Source organism: Novilysobacter antarcticus, from assembly GCF_019802285.1.
Taxonomy (GTDB): Bacteria; Pseudomonadota; Gammaproteobacteria; order Xanthomonadales; family Xanthomonadaceae; genus Novilysobacter; species Novilysobacter antarcticus.
Genome location: NZ_JAIEUJ010000001.1, coordinates 205,533 through 223,300, shown reverse-complemented (window position 1 = coordinate 223,300; position 17,768 = coordinate 205,533). Strand labels below are relative to the sequence as shown.

At 65.2% G+C, this 17,768-nt stretch carries 17 protein-coding genes; 8 read left to right on the top strand and 9 right to left on the bottom strand.

What is annotated here, in order from left to right; genetic code table 11:
- Nucleotides 1-3 precede the first annotated feature (3 nt).
- From rfbC to ssb, 4 genes are all read right to left on the bottom strand, one after another.
- Nucleotides 4-561 (bottom strand): dTDP-4-dehydrorhamnose 3,5-epimerase, encoded by a 558-nt coding sequence (rfbC, locus tag KZ491_RS01085; RefSeq protein WP_222564037.1) that lies wholly within the window; start codon nucleotides 559-561, stop codon nucleotides 4-6.
- Nucleotides 558-1,454 (bottom strand): glucose-1-phosphate thymidylyltransferase RfbA, encoded by an 897-nt coding sequence (gene rfbA / locus KZ491_RS01080; RefSeq protein ID WP_246606447.1) that lies wholly within the window; start codon nucleotides 1,452-1,454, stop codon nucleotides 558-560. Before rfbA ends, rfbC begins: the two co-directional genes overlap by 4 nt.
- Nucleotides 1,451-2,506, bottom strand: a complete 1,056-nt coding sequence (rfbB, locus tag KZ491_RS01075; protein WP_222564036.1) for a dTDP-glucose 4,6-dehydratase — start codon at nucleotides 2,504-2,506, stop codon at nucleotides 1,451-1,453. Before rfbB ends, rfbA begins: the two co-directional genes overlap by 4 nt.
- A gap of 116 nt (nucleotides 2,507-2,622) precedes the next feature.
- Nucleotides 2,623-3,111: a single-stranded DNA-binding protein gene (gene ssb / locus KZ491_RS01070; RefSeq protein ID WP_222564035.1), complete on the bottom strand. Its 489-nt coding sequence runs from the start codon at nucleotides 3,109-3,111 to the stop codon at nucleotides 2,623-2,625.
- Nucleotides 3,112-3,263: 152 nt separating this feature from the next.
- Here ssb and KZ491_RS01065 point away from each other — a divergent pair, with 152 nt between their 5' ends.
- Nucleotides 3,264-4,262 (top strand): polyprenyl synthetase family protein, encoded by a 999-nt coding sequence (locus KZ491_RS01065; RefSeq protein WP_246606446.1) that lies wholly within the window; start codon nucleotides 3,264-3,266, stop codon nucleotides 4,260-4,262.
- Between the two features lie 25 nt (nucleotides 4,263-4,287).
- Here the strand turns inward: KZ491_RS01065 and murD are convergent, their stop codons facing one another.
- From murD to KZ491_RS01050, 3 genes are read right to left on the bottom strand one after another with little or no spacing between them, the layout of a single operon-like run.
- Complete coding sequence (murD, locus tag KZ491_RS01060; RefSeq protein WP_222564034.1) at nucleotides 4,288-5,697, bottom strand: UDP-N-acetylmuramoyl-L-alanine--D-glutamate ligase; 1,410 nt, start codon at nucleotides 5,695-5,697, stop codon at nucleotides 4,288-4,290.
- A complete protein-coding gene (gene murL / locus KZ491_RS01055) occupies nucleotides 5,678-7,054 on the bottom strand; it encodes a UDP-N-acetyl-alpha-D-muramoyl-L-alanyl-L-glutamate epimerase (protein WP_222564033.1) in 1,377 nt (458 codons plus the stop codon). The genes murD and murL overlap by 20 nt, the downstream gene beginning before the upstream one ends.
- Nucleotides 7,051-9,633 carry a bifunctional aspartate kinase/diaminopimelate decarboxylase gene (locus KZ491_RS01050; protein WP_222564032.1) on the bottom strand — a complete coding sequence of 861 codons (2,583 nt, stop codon included), beginning with the start codon at nucleotides 9,631-9,633 and terminating at the stop codon, nucleotides 7,051-7,053. The genes murL and KZ491_RS01050 overlap by 4 nt, the downstream gene beginning before the upstream one ends.
- A 292-nt stretch (nucleotides 9,634-9,925) precedes the next feature.
- Between KZ491_RS01050 and KZ491_RS01045 the strand changes: the two genes are divergently transcribed.
- The 3 genes from KZ491_RS01045 (at nucleotide 9,926) to KZ491_RS01035 (ending at nucleotide 12,014) form a co-directional block, all read left to right on the top strand.
- Nucleotides 9,926-10,801 carry a PhzF family phenazine biosynthesis protein gene (locus KZ491_RS01045; protein ID WP_222564031.1) on the top strand — a complete coding sequence of 292 codons (876 nt, stop codon included), beginning with the start codon at nucleotides 9,926-9,928 and terminating at the stop codon, nucleotides 10,799-10,801.
- A gap of 136 nt (nucleotides 10,802-10,937) precedes the next feature.
- On the top strand, nucleotides 10,938-11,495 hold the full coding sequence (locus KZ491_RS01040; RefSeq protein ID WP_222564030.1) for a DUF1439 domain-containing protein: 558 nt from the start codon (nucleotides 10,938-10,940) through the stop codon (nucleotides 11,493-11,495).
- An 18-nt stretch (nucleotides 11,496-11,513) separates the two neighbouring features.
- Nucleotides 11,514-12,014, top strand: coding sequence for a putative toxin-antitoxin system toxin component, PIN family (locus KZ491_RS01035; RefSeq protein WP_246606443.1), 501 nt, complete (start codon nucleotides 11,514-11,516; stop codon nucleotides 12,012-12,014).
- 33 nt (nucleotides 12,015-12,047) lie between these two features.
- Here KZ491_RS01035 and KZ491_RS01030 read toward each other — a convergent pair whose 3' ends face one another.
- A complete protein-coding gene (locus KZ491_RS01030; RefSeq protein WP_222564029.1) occupies nucleotides 12,048-12,848 on the bottom strand; it encodes a 3-hydroxybutyrate dehydrogenase in 801 nt (266 codons plus the stop codon).
- Between the two features lie 108 nt (nucleotides 12,849-12,956).
- On the bottom strand, nucleotides 12,957-13,448 hold the full coding sequence (locus KZ491_RS01025; RefSeq protein ID WP_222564028.1) for an SET domain-containing protein: 492 nt from the start codon (nucleotides 13,446-13,448) through the stop codon (nucleotides 12,957-12,959).
- A 178-nt stretch (nucleotides 13,449-13,626) separates the two neighbouring features.
- On the opposite strand from KZ491_RS01025, the gene KZ491_RS01020 reads away from it, so the two are divergent.
- From KZ491_RS01020 to sufD, 4 genes are all read left to right on the top strand, one after another.
- Nucleotides 13,627-14,091 (top strand): SUF system Fe-S cluster assembly regulator, encoded by a 465-nt coding sequence (locus KZ491_RS01020; RefSeq protein ID WP_222564026.1) that lies wholly within the window; start codon nucleotides 13,627-13,629, stop codon nucleotides 14,089-14,091.
- A gap of 31 nt (nucleotides 14,092-14,122) precedes the next feature.
- Complete coding sequence (sufB, locus tag KZ491_RS01015; RefSeq protein WP_222564025.1) at nucleotides 14,123-15,619, top strand: Fe-S cluster assembly protein SufB; 1,497 nt, start codon at nucleotides 14,123-14,125, stop codon at nucleotides 15,617-15,619.
- Between the two features lie 76 nt (nucleotides 15,620-15,695).
- Nucleotides 15,696-16,472: a Fe-S cluster assembly ATPase SufC gene (sufC, locus tag KZ491_RS01010; protein ID WP_222564024.1), complete on the top strand. Its 777-nt coding sequence runs from the start codon at nucleotides 15,696-15,698 to the stop codon at nucleotides 16,470-16,472.
- Nucleotides 16,472-17,764 (top strand): Fe-S cluster assembly protein SufD, encoded by a 1,293-nt coding sequence (gene sufD / locus KZ491_RS01005; RefSeq protein ID WP_222564023.1) that lies wholly within the window; start codon nucleotides 16,472-16,474, stop codon nucleotides 17,762-17,764. The genes sufC and sufD overlap by 1 nt, the downstream gene beginning before the upstream one ends.
- Nucleotides 17,765-17,768 lie beyond the last annotated feature (4 nt).

Sequence of the window (17,768 nt, the reverse complement as noted above, 5' to 3'; positions counted from 1 at the left end):
CCTTCATCCCTGAAACAACGGCAAGCGGCTTTCCGCGACTTCATCCAGAAGCGGCGCGCCGGCATCTTTCGCAGACAGTACCGGCGAGGTCACCGGCCAATCGATCGCAAGACGCGGATCATCCCAGCGCAGGCTGGCATCCGCCTCCGGATCGTAGGTCGCGGTGCACAGGTAAGTGAACACTGCCTGCTCGCTCAGGGTGACAAAGCCGTGGGCGAACCCCTCCGGAATCCAGAAGTGGCGCTTGTTTTCCGCGCTCAACACAACCGCCGTCCAGCGGCCGAAGTGTGACGAGCCGCGGCGGATGTCGACGGCGACATCCCAGACTTCGCCCTCTACCACCGATACGTACTTACCCTGTGGATTCGGCCACTGGTAATGCAGGCCGCGCAGCACCCCCTTGCGCGATGAGGATGTGTTGCCCTGGACGAATGACGGCTGCAAGCCGTGCTCGCGCAGCTTGTCGTGGTTGAAGGTCTCGAAGAAGAATCCGCGCTCATCGCTGAACACCCGCGGCTCAAAAACAACGCATCCCGGCAGGTCCGTTTGAAACACCTTCATTCCACGTACCCGCGATCGATGAGGGACAACAGATATTGGCCATACCCGTTCTTGACCAGCGGCTGTGCGAGCGCCCGCAGCTCATCGTTGCTGATCCAGCCGTTGTGCAGGGCAATCTCCTCAGGACAGCAGACCCGCAGACCCTGCCGCGCCTCAATGGTTTCAACGTAATTGGACGCTTCCAGCAAGGACTGGTGGGTCCCGGTGTCCAGCCATGCATACCCGCGGCCCAAGCGCTCCATGTTCAGGGCGCCGTCGTCGAGGTAGCGCTTGTTGAGGTCGGTGATTTCCAGTTCGCCACGCTCCGACGGTTTGATCTGCGCAGCGAAATCACTCGCCCGGCCGTCATAGAAATACAGGCCGGTGACAGCGTAGTTGGAACGCGGGCGCTCGGGCTTTTCTTCCAGACCCACGACCTTCCCATCGGCGTCAAATTCGGCAATGCCGTAGCGCTCCGGATCGCGCACCCAATAGCCAAACACGGTGGCTCCCTCGGGACGCGCGTCAGCGCGCTTCAACATCGCGGTAAGGCCGGGGCCGTGGAAAATGTTGTCGCCCAGCACCAGGCAACTGGGTTGACCGGCGAGGAAATCACGCCCGATAAGGAACGCCTGCGCGAGCCCGTCCGGGCTGGGTTGTACCGCGTATTCGATCTGCATGCCCCACTGCGAACCGTCGCCGAGCAGGTTCTGGAACAGGGCCTGCTCGTGGGGTGTGTTGATGATCAACACTTCGCGAATACCGGCCAGCATCAACACGCTGAGCGGGTAATAGATCATAGGCTTGTCGAAGATCGGCAGCAGCTGCTTGCTGATCGCCTGGGTCACCGGATACAGGCGGGTGCCCGAACCACCGGCGAGGATGATCCCCTTGCGCGCTGAAGTCGCCATCATTCGACGCCACCAATGCGCTCGAGGCGGTAGCTGCCATCCATCACCCGCTGCACCCACGTCGCATTTTCCAGATACCAGTCGATGGTCCGGGCCATGCCTTCATCGAAGATTACCGCCGGCTCCCAGCCCAGCTCGCCGTGCAGCTTGCTGGCATCGATCGCGTAGCGGCGGTCGTGCCCAGGGCGGTCCTGGACGTAGGTGATGAGCGACTCGCGCTTGCTGCCGTCGGCCAGCGGTCGACGCTGATCCAGCAGGCGGCAGATGGTCTGCACAACGACGATGTTGGTTCGTTCAGCCTCACCGCCGATGTTGTAGACCTCGCCCACCCGGCCTGCCTCCAGCACGCGCCGGATTGCCGCGCAGTGGTCGGATACGAACAGCCAATCGCGCACGTTGAGGCCATCGCCGTAGACCGGCAGTGCCTCGCCGGCCAGCGCCTTTGCGATGATCAGCGGGATGAGCTTTTCCGGAAACTGGTAGGGCCCGTAGTTGTTCGAACAGTTGGTGGTGAGGACCGGCAGGCCATAGGTATGGTGGAAGGCACGCACCAGATGGTCCGACGCGGCCTTGGACGCGGAGTACGGCGAATTGGGGGCATACGGAGTGGTTTCAGTGAACTTTCCCGTATCGCCGAGGGTGCCGTACACCTCGTCGGTGGAGACATGCAGGAAGCGGAAATCCTCCGCACGCGCTCCGTCCAGCGACTTCCAGTAGTCGCGGACCTGCTCCAGCAGGCTGAGCGTGCCCACCACATTGGTCTGGACGAACTCGGCGGGGCCATCGATGGAGCGGTCGACATGGCTTTCGGCGGCAAAATTGATGACTGCATCGGGCTGGTGCTCGCGCAACAGGCGTTGCACCAGTGCGGCGTCACCGATGTCGCCATGCGCGAACACGTGTAACGGATTGCCATCCAAGGACGACAGGGTGTCCAGGTTGCCCGCGTAGGTAAGGGCATCCAGATTGACCACCTTGATGCCACGCCCGACCGCATCGAGGACGAAATTTCCGCCAATAAAACCGGCCCCGCCGGTCACCAACCACGTCGGCATGCAACGCTCCAACTAGAGAAAAAATTATCTATCAACCGCACCACCGCGCAGATATCGCGGTGGCGATCCTACTAGCAATCCTTAACCGATGTACCGGATAAAGCGCTGACTTTCCCCTAGAACGGAATATCGTCATCCGCGAAGTCATCGCCGAAGTCGTTCGACTTCGCCGTCGCGGCTTCACGACGCGGCGCGGCGGCTTGGCGGGGGGCCGGACGCGAGGTCCGCTCCTCGCGGTCGAAATCGCGCCCACCGCCCTCCGAGCCACCACCACCACCGCCCAGCATCTGCATCTCGTCGGCAACGATGTCGGTGAAGTACTTCTCGACGCCGTCCTGGCCCGTGAACTTGTCATAGCGTATCGAGCCTTCGATATAGACCTGACGCCCCTTTTTCAGGTACTCGCCAGCGATCTCGCCCAGCTTGCCGAACAGCTTGACCCGGTGCCATTCGGTCTTCTCGATCTGCTGGCCATCCTTGTCCTTGCGCACGCTGGTGGTCGCCAGCGACAGGGTGCAGATGGCCATGCCGCCCTGGGTGTATTTCATGTCGGGATCGTTGCCGAGATTGCCGACCAGGATCACCTTGTTGATGCCACGTGCCATGAATGCGGTCCTATGTGGTCGCCGGCGGCGACGGGCAGGCAAGTATACCGGCCCATCGGGCGGGCACGGTCGGGCCACTCCCATCCGTGCCCTCGGATTTCCGCCCGGCCGCGAACGCCTATAATCGCCGGTCCCCCGTAGTCTGGTCACCCATGCACGCTTCCGCCCCACACCCAGCGAACCCCGGCCTGGATGAGATCCAGGCGCTGGCCCGCGATGACATGGCCGCGGTCAACGCGTTGATCCGGCGCCGCCTGGCGTCCGACGTCGTGCTGATCAACCAGGTCTCCGAGTACATCATCAATGCGGGGGGCAAGCGTCTGCGACCGATGTTGCTGCTGCTGGCGGCCGGGGCGCTGGATCACCGTGGGCCGGACGCGCACCAGCTGGCGGCGGTGGTCGAGTTCATCCACACCTCCACCCTGCTGCACGACGACGTCGTCGACGAATCCGACCTTCGCCGGGGTCGCAAGACCGCCAACGCGGTCTGGGGCAACGCGGCCAGCGTCCTGGTCGGCGACTTCCTATATTCGCGCAGTTTCCAGTTGATGGTGGAACTCGAGTCGATGCAGGTGCAGACGATCCTCGCCGACACCACCAACCGGATCGCCGAGGGCGAGGTGTTGCAATTGCTGCACGTTCGCAACCCCGACACCGACGAGGCGGCCTACATCCGGGTCATCGAGCGCAAGACCGCCGTGCTGTTTGCCGCCGCAACCCGTCTGGGCGCGCTGTTGGCGGGCGTGGACCAGGCGACCCAGGACAAGCTGCACGATTACGGCCTGAATCTCGGCTTCGCCTTCCAGATTGCCGACGACGTGCTGGACTACGCCTCGGACGCGGAAACCCTGGGCAAGAACCTCGGCGACGATCTCGCCGAAGGCAAGGCCACCCTTCCTCTCATCCACGCCATCCGTCACAGCGACCACAGCACCGCGGAGAGCCTGCGCGCAGCGATCCAGAACGGTGACACCGGAGCTCTGCCGGTCGTACTGGCGGCGATCAACGCCACCGGCGGGCTGGAATACAGCCGCCAGCTGGCCCGCGACTATGCCGCCCGCGCCGTGGCTGCGCTGGAAGGACTGGATGACAACGCTCATCTGCGCGCGCTGCGCGGACTGGCCGACTACGCGGTCAGCCGCGACTACTGAGTTCTCGATTGGGCGCGCGTGCGACTCAGGCGATGCCCAGTCCCGGGATTGCGCTGATCGCATCCGGGTCAAACCCGGCCAGCGAGGCGAAGTGCCGGCCCCGCGCGACATAGTCGCGGTACGGACCGAAACTGGGCGCACCGGGCGAGAGCAGGACCACGCCATCACCGTCCAGGGCCGCCCGCGCCTTGCTGACGGCATCCGCCAGGCCCTCGCCCCGCAGCAGGACGAATTCGCCGTTGTCGGCCATCGGCGCCAGCAATTGATGGATACGCGGACCATTCGCGCCCATTGTGACCACCACCTCCGGCGCACGGCCGGCAAGCCCTTTGGCGAACTCCGACCAGTCAACGCCGCGGTCATGGCCACCCAACAGGATTGCGACGCGTCGGTGGGCAAAGCATTCCAGCGCCGCCAGGCTCGCATACGGGGTCGTGCTGATCGAGTCGTTTACCCAGCCAAGGCCGTCGCGGGTCCCGAGCGACTGAAGACGGTGCGGCAGCGGGGTGAAGTCGTGTGCGAATGGCGCCAAAGCCGCCGCGTCCAGGCCCATCGCGTCCAGCACGGTCAGTGCCGCGCAGAGGTTGCCACGATTGTGGCGTCCCGGCAGCGGCAGTGAGGACACATCCATCACCCGGCTATCCCGGTCGAATAAGACATCGCCGCGAAGGTGCCAGCCGGACTCGTCGCCAAACCAGCGAATCTTGCTGTCGGGCAGTCGCAGCGCCACAAGTCGCGGGTCCGCCGCATTCAGGACAGCGACCCGGGGGCGAGCCCCGGTGACGAGCTGGAGCTTGTCCGCCACGTAGCGGTCTTCGCTTCCATGCCAGTCCAGGTGCTCCGGAAACAGGTTCAACACCACCGCGATATCCGGACGCACGCCGCTGGCGGCGACGTCGGCTGTCTGGTAGCTCGACAGTTCGATGACCCAGCTTTCCGGGATCTGGTCGGGCGCCGCATCCAGGAGCTCCAGCAACGGCAGACCGATATTCCCGGCCAGCGCGGTGCGGCGGCCCGCAGCGCGCAGCAGGTGGGCGAGCAATGCAGTGGTCGTGCTCTTTCCCTTGGTACCGGTGATGCAGACAGTGTTGCGGGCGATGCCTGCAGCGTCGCCCTGCTCCGCAAACCACAGAGCGGTGCCGCCGATGAAACGCGTGCCGCTTGCTGCAGCAGCTGCCGCTGCCGCACCGTAGGGGCTGATACCGGGCGATTTGACCACAATCTCGAACGCCGCCAAACGGTCCGTGGACGCATCACCCTCCACATTCAAAAGCTCGTCACCCAAACTGCGGGCGGCCGCCATTTCGTCAGGTGTGCACAAGAGTGTCACTGGCAGAGTCGGCAGCCGGGAGCGGATCGCACGCCACGCGGCCTGTCCTTCCCTGCCCCAGCCCCACAAGGCGACACGACGCCCTTCAAGCTGCGAGATGCGCACGCAGACGTTCCCACAACGGCGCCGGAATGCGGTGTTGATCATCGAGTTCCAGCAACCGCTCGATGCCAAGGTCCGCGGCCTCGAGCCGAGGGCTGATCTCCTCCGCGAACCGCTTTACCAGCGCGTCCTCCCGCCAGTCCGCCCGATCCACCAGCGCGGCCATCGCCGCACGCGACTCGATGCCTTCGCCGACACATTCAAACGGCTTGTGGTCGTGGTACTCGAGCAGCGCGTCGTAGCCAGCCGTCTGTGCGGGATCGTCCAGCAGGTTGCGGCCGAATATGCCCACCAGCCGGGCCTTGGGCATGAAGGGCGCCAGGGCCAGGAAAACGAAATGGCACTTGGGACAGACTCCACACCAGCGGTTGACCGGACGCTCACCGAGGATGTGGAAGTTGCGGTTGCAACTGGAGAACCAGGCGTCGTAGCGGTCGATGCGCGCAAACTGCCGCGCCACCGCCAACTCGCTCAACGGACGCAGCAACGAGCAGTAGTGCAGGTCCGCGGCAACGTGCCGGCTGACATGCTCACCAAAGGCGGCTTCAAACGCCCATCCCTTGGACCACTGGTGGTTGACCTCGGTCGTGCTCTGGCCGTCCTCGCTGCGGATCAGGCTGCCGTAGCTGGCCGAACGCTCGTTGGAGAACACCACCTGGTCGACGCCCCGCAGCAGCGCTGCCAGCACCAGGATCGCCGAGTTCACCGCGGTGACCGGGATATGGCCGTTCCAGGCGCCCTGGCGGTTGAAATCAAACAACTGGGGGGCCAGTGCGCGACCGATATTCAGCATCGGCAGGCCGGTGCGCTCCGCGCAGGCCTTGATCAGCTGCGATCCGCCGATCCAGGTGACAGTCTGATCGATCGCCAGCGCCCGCAATGCCTCGATGCTGACCAGCGAGTCCTTGCCTCCGCCGATGGCCACGAGAGCGTGCTCGCGCAGCCCGGCCTTCGCCGCCAGCGGCGCATCTGCCGCGTCCGCCGGAAAACGGATCCGATCGTGCAGATCAAGCCCGTTGCGGTACGCGAACTCGCCCAGTCCGTTGAGATAGACCGTCTCCATCAGCCCGGCAGTCGCCTGATCGATCGCGTACGAATCGATCAGGATCTTCGGCGGGACCGCGGCCTTGTAGTAGCTCACGCCCGCCATCAGGTGGAGCAGCCTCAGGGCCTGTTCCACCGCCGCGGCGCGCGCGTGATCCAACTTGAACGGGGCCCCGGGAACGGTCACCGTCTCCACCAGCTCCGGACTGTCGTCGAAGGCGTAAACGAGCCGTGCGATGCCGGTGCTCGGGTCAAAGTCACAACGCACGAAACGGAAAGCGTTGATCGCATCGCGCTGGAACGTCCAGTTGATCATTCGATGATGTCCTCTGCCGGCAGGGCGCGCAGATTGTAGGTGTTCGCCATCGTCATGCCGTAGGCGCCGGTATCTGCCACCAGAATGACGTCATCTTCCGCAGTGGCGCTGGACAACAGTCGCTTGCGGCCGAGAACGTCGCCGGTCTCGCAGATCGGGCCGACGATCTCGAACGCGGTCGTCGACGTGTCTCCGTGTCGACTGAGGTTGTGGATGCCATGCCAGGCGTCGTACAGCGCCGGACGCATCATGACGTTCATGCCGCCATCACAGCCGATCCGGTGCACACCGTCCTTTTCGACCACCTGGGTGACCGAGAGCAGCAACACGCCGGCTTCGGCGACCAGATAGCGGCCCGGCTCGACCACCAGCGCGTAGCGGGGAAATGCCGCCTTGATCTCGTCCAGGCCATCGCGCCAGGCAGCCAGGTCGAAATCCTGCGCATCGGGCGTGTACGGAATCGGCAGTCCACCACCGATGTCGATGGTTTCCACGTCACCGGCAGTGTCGGCCAGCCCGGCCAGGTGCGCATACACCTCGCGCCAGTGACGCGGGTCTTCGATGCCGCTGCCCAGGTGCGCATGCAGGCCGCTGATGCGGATATCCAGCGTATGCGCGTGGGCCAGGAAGGCGTCGAAACGGGCCAGCGGCAGGCCGAACTTGGCCGCGACACCGCCCGTGCGGACCTTCTCGTGGTGTCCTTCACCGCGACCCAGATCCAGTCGCAGCCAGATCGTGCGACCGCGAAACACCTCCGGCCAGCGCTGCAGTGCCTCGATGTTGTCCAGTGTGACCGTTACCCCCAGCGCCAGCGCGGCTTCGTACTCGCGCCGGGGAGCAAAGCTGGGCGTGAACAGCACGCGTGACGGCGGCAGCTCCGGCAGCGTCGCGAACACGTGCTCCAGCTCACCCAGCGACACGCATTCCAGGCCGAGGCCCTCGTTGGCTACGGTGCGCAGGATGGCGGGGTGCGGATTGGCCTTGATGGCGAAGAAACACCGGTCCACGGCGTCCGTCGCCAGCATGTCGCGGGCCCGCTCGCGCACGGTCGGCAGGTGGTAGACATAGCGGGGCGTGCCCGCTTCGGCGCGGGCCAGCAGATCCTCCCGCTGCCCCACCCACCAGGGCTCGCGCCGCTGGGGGCTGCCGTATTCGATCTCGCGCCAGCTCGGGCCAAACACGTCGGAATCCAGCACAGGCATCGCTCCACTGCTGATCAATTCAGCATGCAACAACGGCAGCAAGCCGTCGGCATCCGCCTCGTCGATCACGAAGGTGAGGTTGAGGTCGTTTGAAGACTGCGAGATCAGGTGCACGCGCTCGCGCCCGAAGGTCGCCCAGACGTCGGACAGGCGATGCAGCAGCGAGCGCATGCCACGACCAGCCAGGGTGATACCGGTGCACGGGGCGATCACCTTGACCCGGCAGACCTTCGCCAGATCGGTCGCCAGCGCTTCCAGCACGTTGCTGGTCACCAGGTTCTGGCTGGGGTCCAGCGAGATGGTGACGTTGGTTTCCGAGGAACCGATCAGGTCGACCGACAGGCCGTGCCGCTTGAACAGCTCGAAAATGTCGGCCAGGAAGCCGACCTGCTGCCACATGCCGATGCTTTCCATCGACACCAGCACCACGCCGTCGCGGCGACTGATCGCCTTGACGCCGGGTATCGCGGCCGCAGTGGCGTCGATCCGCGTTCCGGGAAGCTCGGGACGCGACGTGTCCAGGATCATCATTGGCACGCCGGCCCGGCGACAGGGCCCGATCGAGCGCGGATGCAGCACCTTGGCACCGGTGGTCGCGATCTCCTGCGCCTCCGCGTAATCCAAGCGGGTGAGCAGGCGCGCATCGGGCACCTCACGCGGGTTGGCGCTGAACATCCCCGGCACGTCGGTCCAGATCTCCACCCGAACCGCGCCCAGCAACGCACCAAAACACGCCGCCGAAGTGTCCGACCCACCGCGACCGAACACGGCCGTGCCACCGTCATCGTGGCGCGCGATGAATCCCTGGGTCAGCACCAGTGGGGATGGCTGCTGCGCGAAGCGATCGCTGAAGTCCGGTTCGATCTCACGCCGTGGATATGCCGACAGTCGCAATGCCGCCTCGGTGCGATTGGGCTCGTGTCCCGCCTGCAGCCAGTCGCGCGCGTCACACCAGCCGAAGTCAAGACCCTGGGCGCACAGGTAGGCCGCGCCGATCGTCGACGACAGCAGCTCTCCCTGGGCCAGAACCTCGGCTTGCCAGGGGAGCGTCCGCGCGGCAGCACGCGGATCTTGCAGCAGACCTTCCAGCTCCAACAGGCGCGCACCGAGCACCTGATCCGGATCCAGGTCCAACTCCTCGCAGAATGCGCGATGGCGATGCACCAGTGTCGCCACCCGCGCGACCGCATCGTCACCGTTGCAGATGGCCTGCAACTCATTGGTGACCCCGGACATCGCGGATACGACCACGAGGACGCGCGCGCCCTCCGCCGCACCGCGCTCGACGGCCATGCGACCAATCGTGTCCCAACGGTCACGCCTCGACACCGAGGTTCCACCGAACTTGAGTACCAGCCACTTCTGCACTTCAGCCACCTATCCGATCTCCTGGTTCCAGCCGATGACCGGAAAGGGAAAAAACAACGATGTGCATCCTATCGCCTGAACAGCGTCGCGCGGTAACGCGCGCGGCAAAAAATCGAGAGTCGGGCATCTCACCCCGGTGAAGTACCGGCGAGAAGTCACGCCGCGAACCCGCTCCGGGTCTGCATACCTCTGCAAAGGCACTAGAATCCATTGGCGCACGGTCAGGACCGCGCTCCCGCCGCGGTATTTCCGCGCTTGATCGCAGCCGTGTCGCCGCCCTTATTCACTGGACTCCACCGCAATGACCCAGCGCCGTTACCTGCAACTGGACGTGTTCGCCGACCGGCCCGGTGCCGGCAATCCGTTGGCCGTGGTGCTCGACACCGATGGTCTGGATGCGGCGACGATGCAGGCGATCGCACGCTGGTCGGACCGTCCGGAAACCACGTTCGTGTTCGCTCCGGTCACCGCGGGCGCTGACTACCGCATCCGCATGTTCGCCCCGGACCGGGAAGTGCCCTTCGCGGGTCACCCCAGCATCGGCACCGCATACGCGGTGTTGCAGGCGGGGATGGCCGCGGTCACCGACGGGCGCATCGTGCAGGAAGGCGTGACCGGGCTGTTGCCGCTGCAGGTGGACGACCACGATGGCCAGCGCTCCATCGCCATCCGCACCCCGACCGCGCGAGTGGCCCAGGTCGGGCGTGCGGACGACATGAAGCTGGCTCCGGCGCTGCGCGGCTTGCCACTGGGCGGATTGCCACCTGCGCTGATGGACGGCGGGCGTCGCTGGTGGGTGGCGGAGCTCGCCGGCGAGGACGCGCTCCGGTCGGCCACACCGGACTGGACGGCAATCGAGCAACTGGCGGCGAGTACCGATTCGATGGGCGTGCTGGCCTTTGCCCGTTCTGAAGGCGGCGAGCATGACCTGGCGGTGCGTGCGTTCGTCGGTGCCGGCACCCCGTTCGAGGACGCGGCGTCCGGGGCCGCCAATGCGGTGCTCGCGGCCTGGCTGCGCGAGAACGATGCCCTGCCCGGTCGCAACGGCCGTTACGTGGCCAGCCAGGGGCGTGAGGTGGGATTCGACGCGCGCCTGCATCTGCGCGTCGACGACGATGGCGAGGTCTGGTCCGGGGGCAGGGTCTGCCCCATCGTCACCGGCACCATCGACTGGTAACCGCGGTCACGCACGCAAACACCCAACTCGGCGTGCCAAGCGCTAGGATCAGCTGGCTGGCGACGAATATGTCGCTGGCGACCCGGCAGGTCCCTGACGACTGCCCGACGGTCCGGTAATCGTTGCAGGAGTTTCCATGCGTACAGCCGTTGTCGTCGTGTCTCTTGTACTGGCCTCAATCATTGTTGCAGGCTGCTCCACCCTGACTGCGATGGGTTCCATGCTCGGCAGCCAGGTGACGTTCACCCAGCCGCAGCTACAGCGGTCTCTGGACCGCAATTTCCCGCGGGACTTCGACAAGCTCGGCGGACTGGCGACCCTGCGGATCGGCAAGCCGAGCCTGTCCATTCCCTATGACAGCGACCGGCTTCGGCTGAGCCTGGATGCGAGCGCGCTGACCGCAGCAAGTGACCAGCCCCACCCGCTCGGGCGCATCCAGATCGCCAGCGGCCTGCGTTTCGACACGCGCACACTCGGCCTGCACCTGCAGGACCCGGTGATTGAGACCATTGACGGCGCCAGCGGCTCGCTGAATGACGCCTCGCGCGAACTTATCAACGCCTGGCTGGCCGCGTTCGCGGTCGAGGAGCCGATCTACCGGCTCGACCACGAGCTGGTCCAGCGGCTGGTGTCGCGTCGCATTGGTGCAGCACGGATCGACAACGGGGTGGTGGTCCTGGATGTCTCGCAGTAATCCCCTGCGCTTCTTGTGTTGAACGTACCGGATGGGCCAAGGATCGGATCGGTCGACGCACCACGGGTCGTTCTCGACACCAATGTCTGCCTGGACCTGCTGCTGTTCGACGATCCCCGCGTCGCCGCGTTGGCGCAGGCGCTGCAATCTCGCCAGCTCATCGCTGTAGCCAACGCCGACACCCGCGCCGAGTGGCGGCGCGTACTCGGCTATCCCGCCTTGGGCTTGGACCCGCAGCATCAGGATGAACTGATCAAAGCGTTTGACACCCTGGTCGCGGATGTCGGGAATACGCCCCCGGCGGCCCTATCCATCACGGCGGCGCTGCCACTGCCGCGTTGCGTCGATCCCGATGATCAGAAGTTTCTCGAACTGGCCCGGGATGCGGGCGCGCGTTGGTTGCTCAGCCGCGATCGCGACCTGCTGGTGCTGGCAGCACGCTGCCGGCGAGCAGGGTTGTTCTCGGTCCTGAGCCCGCAGGCGTGGGCGACCGGATTGTCACGGTCGCTCGCGTCGTAGCGGCCCAGCGGAAGGCGGGGCGATTTTGCGCCGCTACTGCATGTACCAGCCGTGGCTGACCACAATGCTTTGCCCGGTCAATGCCGCGCTGGGGAATTCGGCCAGGAACCGCACCGTCTGCGCGACATCCTCGACCGTGGTGAAGATGCCATCGACGGTCTGCCCCAACATGACCTTCTTGACCACTTCTTCTTCGCTGATGCCCAGCTCCCGCGCCTGCTCCGGGATCTGCCGGTCCACCAGCGGCGTGCGGACGAAACCGGGGCAGACGACGTGGCTGCGCACGCCGCGGCTGCCGCCCTCCTTCGCCAACACGCGCGCAAGGCCCAGCAGGCCGTGCTTGGCAGTAACGTAGGGCGCCTTCAATTTGGACGCCTCGTGGGAATGCACCGAGCCCATATAAATCACCACCCCGCCGCGGCTGCCGCCGTGGCCGTCGTCGCGGTACATGTGAGGCAGCACCGCCTTGGTGGTCAGGAACGCGCCGTCCAGATGGATGGCGAGCATCTTCTTCCAGTCGGCGAACGCGTAGCTCTCGATCGGATTCACGATCTGGATGCCGGCGTTGGATACAAGGATGTCGATCGGGCCCAGCGTCGCCACTGCGGACTCGATGCCGGCGTTGACCGCCGCCTCATCGGTGACGTCCACCGCGATGCCCAGCGCCTCGCCACCGGCCTCCGTGATCGCCTCGGCCACGGCGTTGGCGCCATCCAGATTGATGTCCGCAATCGCCACCTTGGCTCCGGCACGCGAGAGCTCAAACGCGATTTCCCTGCCGATGCCGCTGGCCGCACCGGTGACAACGGCGACCTTGCCTTGGATCGAACTCATACCGGACTCCTGGAACAGTGCAAACGGACCGTCGATCTTAACCAGTCAGCGGACGACGCACGCGCGACCTGGGGTGCACCTATGTCCAATTGCGCTGCCGTTGCGTACTCAGCTTTCGCGCTTTTTGCGTGGCTTTGATTTGGGCTGCAGGATCGTCCCGGTGCAGGTGTCCGCGCCGCAGTAGCAGGCCCAGATCCGCTTCATCTTCGGGGTATGCGCCTCGGCCAGGGTGATGCCGTAGTTGTAGACCAGCTCGTCACCGGGCTCGATGTCGCTGATCGCCTCAATGAACACGCGATCCAGGCTGCGGTCCTCGCCTTCGTGCTCGACCAGAAGCGCCTCGCAGTTGGGCTCGCAGCTGTGGTTGATCCAGCGCGCCACCCCACCCTTGAAGTTGCCGTCGATGACGTACTCGTCGTTGAGGGTGAAAAAGAAGGTGTGCCCGGAGGACGCATCGCCGCTGTCGCCAGCGTCGACCTCAGCGTGAGTGCGGCGGGCGCCGGTGTATTCAACGATCCGCTCGCCCTTGGCGATCGGTGCGACGGCGAACACGCCGGTGCCGTGGATGGCGGAATGGCGGGCGATGATCTTGCGCGGCATGCAACGGTTCCAGCTGGAGACAGTCCCCTATTGTGGCCCAGCCACCGCTGCGGGCCATAGCTGGTGCGACGTGCGGCCGACCAGGCTGGATTTCCGGCATCTGAACGCCCCACTCGTCATTCGGCTTGGAAGCGCGGGCAACAATCCGTACAATTACGGTACTGATTAAGGAGAACCCATGTTGCGGGTCACCAAACTCACCGACTACGCCACCGTTGTGCTGACCGTGCTTGCGGCGAATCCGTCGCTGGTGCTGAGCGCACCGGAGCTGGCGGAGCGCGCCGGACTGGAGACCCCGACCGTCAGCAAGCTGCTCAAGCCGCTGGCCCAGGCCGGCCTGGTGGAGGGTTTTCGCGGCGCCAACGGCGGCTACCGGCTGACCCGCGCTCCGGATGCGATCAGTCTGGTCGAAATCGTCGAGGCGATGGAAGGCCCGCTGGCGATGACCGAGTGCAGTATCCACGAAGGCAACTGCGGCATCCAGGACTCCTGCCACGTGCGCGCCAACTGGCGCCATATCAACGACGTGGTCGCCGACGCGCTGCGTTCGGTCAGTCTGGCGCAGATGCTGGTTCCGCCGCGACCGGCCGACACACCGCTTCCGGGCCCGAGGCGCATCGACCTGCGCCTGGCCAGTATTTGACACCCCTAATTTGAGACAGGACAGGCAGCCCATGGCCACCCAGACGATCGAAAACGCCACACCCGCCCCACCGACGCCGCCCTCGGGCGATGGCAGCAACCGCGAGATCCATGCGCAGCTCGGACGCACCTACGAAGCCGGCTTCATTACCGACATCGAGACCACGAGCCTGCCGCCGGGTTTGAACGAGGACATCATCCGCCAGCTTTCCGCGATCAAGGAAGAGCCCGAGTGGATGACCGAGTGGCGGCTGGAAGCTTATCGCCACTGGCTGACGATGCCGATGCCGGACTGGGCCAAGCTGGACATCGCGCCGATCGACCTGCAGGCGCTCAGCTACTACTCCGCGCCCAAGGGTCCGAAGTACAAGTCGCTGGACGATGTGCCGCAGGAGCTGATCGACACCTACGACAAGCTCGGTATCCCTCTCCACGAGCGCGCCAAGCTGGCCGGAGTCGCGGTCGACGTCGTGTTCGACTCCGTTTCGGTGGGCACCACCGTGCACAAGGAGCTGACCGAGAAGGGCATCATCTTCTGCTCGATGTCGGAGGCGATCAAGAACCACCCCGAACTGGTGCGCAAATACATCGGCAGCGTGGTTCCGCCGGGTGACAACTACTTTGCCGCACTGAATTCGGCGGTGTTCTCCGATGGCAGCTTCGTGTTCATTCCGGCCGGGGTGAAATGCCCGATGGAGTTGAGCACCTATTTCCGCATCAACGCCGGCCATACCGGCCAGTTCGAGCGCACGCTGATCATCTGCGAGGACCGCGGCAAGGTCTCCTACCTGGAAGGCTGCACCGCACCGATGCGCGATGAGAACCAGTTGCACGCGGCGGTGGTCGAGCTGGTCGCGCTGGAAGAGTCCGACATCAAGTACTCCACCGTGCAGAACTGGTATCCGGGCGACGAGAACGGCGTTGGTGGCATCTACAACTTCGTGACCAAACGCGGCGAATGCCGCGGCGCGCGCAGCCGGATCCACTGGACCCAGGTCGAGACCGGGTCGGCGATCACCTGGAAATACCCGTCCTGCGTGCTGATCGGCGATGACTCCACCGGCGAGTTCCACTCTGTCGCCCTGACCCACCACCGCCAGCAGGCCGACACCGGCACCAAGATGATCCACATCGGCAAGCGCACCAAGTCCACGATCATCAGCAAGGGCATCAGCGCCGGCCGTGGCCAGAACACCTACCGCGGCCTGGTCAAGATGACCTCCAGCGCGGAAGGTGCACGCAACTACACCCAGTGCGACTCGCTGCTGATCGGCAAGCAGTGCGGCGCCCACACCTTCCCGTATATCGAGGTACGCAACCCCACCGCGACCGTCGAGCACGAGGCGACCACCTCCAAGATCAGCGACGACCAGATGTTCTACTGCCGCTCGCGCGGGATCGGCGAGGAAGACGCGGTGTCGATGATCGTCGACGGCTTCTGCAAGCAGGTGTTCCGCGAGCTGCCGATGGAATTCGCCGTGGAAGCCAAGGCGCTGCTGGAAGTGAGCCTGGAAGGCGCGGTCGGCTAGACCCCATTCCCGCGTCCGGCCATCGCGGCCGGACCCGACATTTTCACCCGCTACGGCGGGACACCGGATAATCACCATGCTGAAAATCGAAAACCTCCACGTCCGCATTGGCGACAAGGAAATCCTCAAGGGTCTGAACCTGGAGCTGCAGCCGGGCAAGGTGCACGCGATCATGGGCCCGAACGGCTCGGGCAAGTCCACGCTGGGCAACGTCATCGCCGGTCGCGAGGGCTATGAGATCACCGCGGGCTCGGTCAGTTTCTTGGGCCAGGACCTGCTTACGATGGAACCCGAAGAGCGCGCCGCGCTGGGCGTGTTCCTGGCGTTCCAGTACCCGGTCGAGATCCCGGGCGTGAACAACACCTACTTTCTGCGCACCGCGTTGAACGCCCAGCGCAAGGCGCGCGGTGAGGATGAAATCGACTCGATGCAGTTCCTCAAGCTTGTGCGCGAGAAGCTGGCCGTATTGCATCTGAAGGACGAGCTGCTGCATCGTGGCGTCAACGAAGGCTTCTCCGGCGGCGAGAAAAAGCGCAATGAGATCTTCCAGTTAGCGTTGCTGGAGCCGAAGCTGGCGATCCTCGATGAGACCGACTCGGGTCTGGACATCGATGCACTGAAGACAGTGGCGGAAGGCGTCAACGCGCTGCGATCACCGGAGCGGATGTTCCTGGTCATCACGCACTACCAGCGGCTGCTGGACTACATCAAGCCCGACGTGGTGCACGTGCTGGCTGATGGCCGGATCGTGGAAACCGGCGGGCCGGAACTGGCGCTGCAGCTGGAAGAGCATGGCTACGAGTGGATCAAGGGACGCATCGCGCCGGACGACGCACCGGAGGCGGTGGCCTGATGAGCGCATTGCTGGATTCGCTGACCGCCGGTTTCGACACCCTGCCGTCGCGCGATGCCGCCGGACTGGGCGGTGTTCGACGTGCGGCGCTCGACGCCGCGATGCGCGACGGGCTGCCGCACGCACGCGTCGAGGCGTGGAAGTACACGCCACTGCGCGCGCTTGAACGACGGACGTTCGAAACTGCCGGGCTCGCCCCCAGGATCGATTCAGCCCTGCTCGAGGCGATCCCCTCGCCGCGCATCGTCTTCGTCAACGGGCGCTACGACGAGGCCTGGTCCGACATTGCAAGGCTGCCCGAGGGCGTGACCCTGCAACCTTTGTCGAATGTGCTCGACGAAGGGGAAACCGACGCCGCAAGCTTCATGCAGCGCAGCTACGATCGCAGTGACGAAGTGTTCGCCCGACTCAACGCGGCGCTGGCGACGCAGGGCGTCGTGTTGCGGGTGGAAGCTGATCAGCGGCCGGCCGATACCATCCATCTGGTCTTCGTCGGCACCGGCGATACAAGCGACCGGGCCTGGCATCTGCGCCACCTGATCGAGCTTGGCGACGGCGCCCACTTGAAAGTCGTCGAGCACCAGCTGATGGCCAGCGAGCATCGCCATTTCGCCAACACGATCATGCAGGTGCAGCTGGGCAAGGGTGCTCGCCTGTCGCACGCGCGCCTGCAGGACGAGTCCACTGGTGCGACCCTGATCCACCGCACCGATGCGGTAGTGGGCGAGGATGCGGAGTACCGCCGTATCGACCTTGAACTGGGTGCCGGCCTGTCGCGCCACGAGCTCAACGTGGTGCTGCTGGGCAACCGCTCGCGCGTGCACGCCAACGGCGTTTTGCTGGCCGACGGCAAGCGCCATCTGGATACCCGCCTGGGCATCGATCACGCGGGCCGCGACAGCGCCTGCGAACTGGTGTGGCGCGGCATCGGCTCCGGGCGCTCACGCGCGGTCTTCCACGGCGGCATCCAGATCCGCCAGGGGGCGGATGGCAGCGATGCGATGCTCTCCAACAAGAACCTGCTGCTCAGCGAAGGCGCGGAAATCGATACCCAGCCGGTGCTGGTCATCCATGCCGACGAGGTGCAGGCGGCCCACGGCGCCACGGTGGGCCAGCTGGATCCGACCGCGATGTTCTACCTGCGCAGCCGCGGCCTGCCCGCCGACCAGGCGCGGATGATCCTGACCGCCGCGTTCTGCCGCGAAACACTGTCCGTGCTCGACGACACCGGCATGCACGATGCCGCGCTGGCAAGGCTTGACGGTGCGCTTGAACGGTCCATTCCGGCATGACCAC

What these genes read in the sequence shown, in the direction of transcription:
- rfbB (WP_222564036.1), bottom strand. Translation starts at nt 2,506, where the DNA reads ATGCCGACGTGGTTGGTGACCGGCGGGGCCGGTTTTATTGGCGGAAAT.
- KZ491_RS01040 (WP_222564030.1), top strand. Translation starts at nt 10,938, where the DNA reads ATGCGTACAGCCGTTGTCGTCGTGTCTCTTGTACTGGCCTCAATCATT.
- KZ491_RS01025 (WP_222564028.1), bottom strand. Translation starts at nt 13,448, where the DNA reads ATGCCGCGCAAGATCATCGCCCGCCATTCCGCCATCCACGGCACCGGC.
- KZ491_RS01020 (WP_222564026.1), top strand. Translation starts at nt 13,627, where the DNA reads ATGTTGCGGGTCACCAAACTCACCGACTACGCCACCGTTGTGCTGACC.
- KZ491_RS01065 (WP_246606446.1), top strand. Translation starts at nt 3,264, where the DNA reads ATGCACGCTTCCGCCCCACACCCAGCGAACCCCGGCCTGGATGAGATC.
- ssb (WP_222564035.1), bottom strand. Translation starts at nt 3,111, where the DNA reads ATGGCACGTGGCATCAACAAGGTGATCCTGGTCGGCAATCTCGGCAAC.
- rfbC (WP_222564037.1), bottom strand. Translation starts at nt 561, where the DNA reads ATGAAGGTGTTTCAAACGGACCTGCCGGGATGCGTTGTTTTTGAGCCG.
- KZ491_RS01045 (WP_222564031.1), top strand. Translation starts at nt 9,926, where the DNA reads ATGACCCAGCGCCGTTACCTGCAACTGGACGTGTTCGCCGACCGGCCC.
- murL (WP_222564033.1), bottom strand. Translation starts at nt 7,054, where the DNA reads ATGATCAACTGGACGTTCCAGCGCGATGCGATCAACGCTTTCCGTTTC.
- sufD (WP_222564023.1), top strand. Translation starts at nt 16,472, where the DNA reads ATGAGCGCATTGCTGGATTCGCTGACCGCCGGTTTCGACACCCTGCCG.
- sufB (WP_222564025.1), top strand. Translation starts at nt 14,123, where the DNA reads ATGGCCACCCAGACGATCGAAAACGCCACACCCGCCCCACCGACGCCG.
- KZ491_RS01030 (WP_222564029.1), bottom strand. Translation starts at nt 12,848, where the DNA reads ATGAGTTCGATCCAAGGCAAGGTCGCCGTTGTCACCGGTGCGGCCAGC.
- sufC (WP_222564024.1), top strand. Translation starts at nt 15,696, where the DNA reads ATGCTGAAAATCGAAAACCTCCACGTCCGCATTGGCGACAAGGAAATC.
- rfbA (WP_246606447.1), bottom strand. Translation starts at nt 1,454, where the DNA reads ATGATGGCGACTTCAGCGCGCAAGGGGATCATCCTCGCCGGTGGTTCG.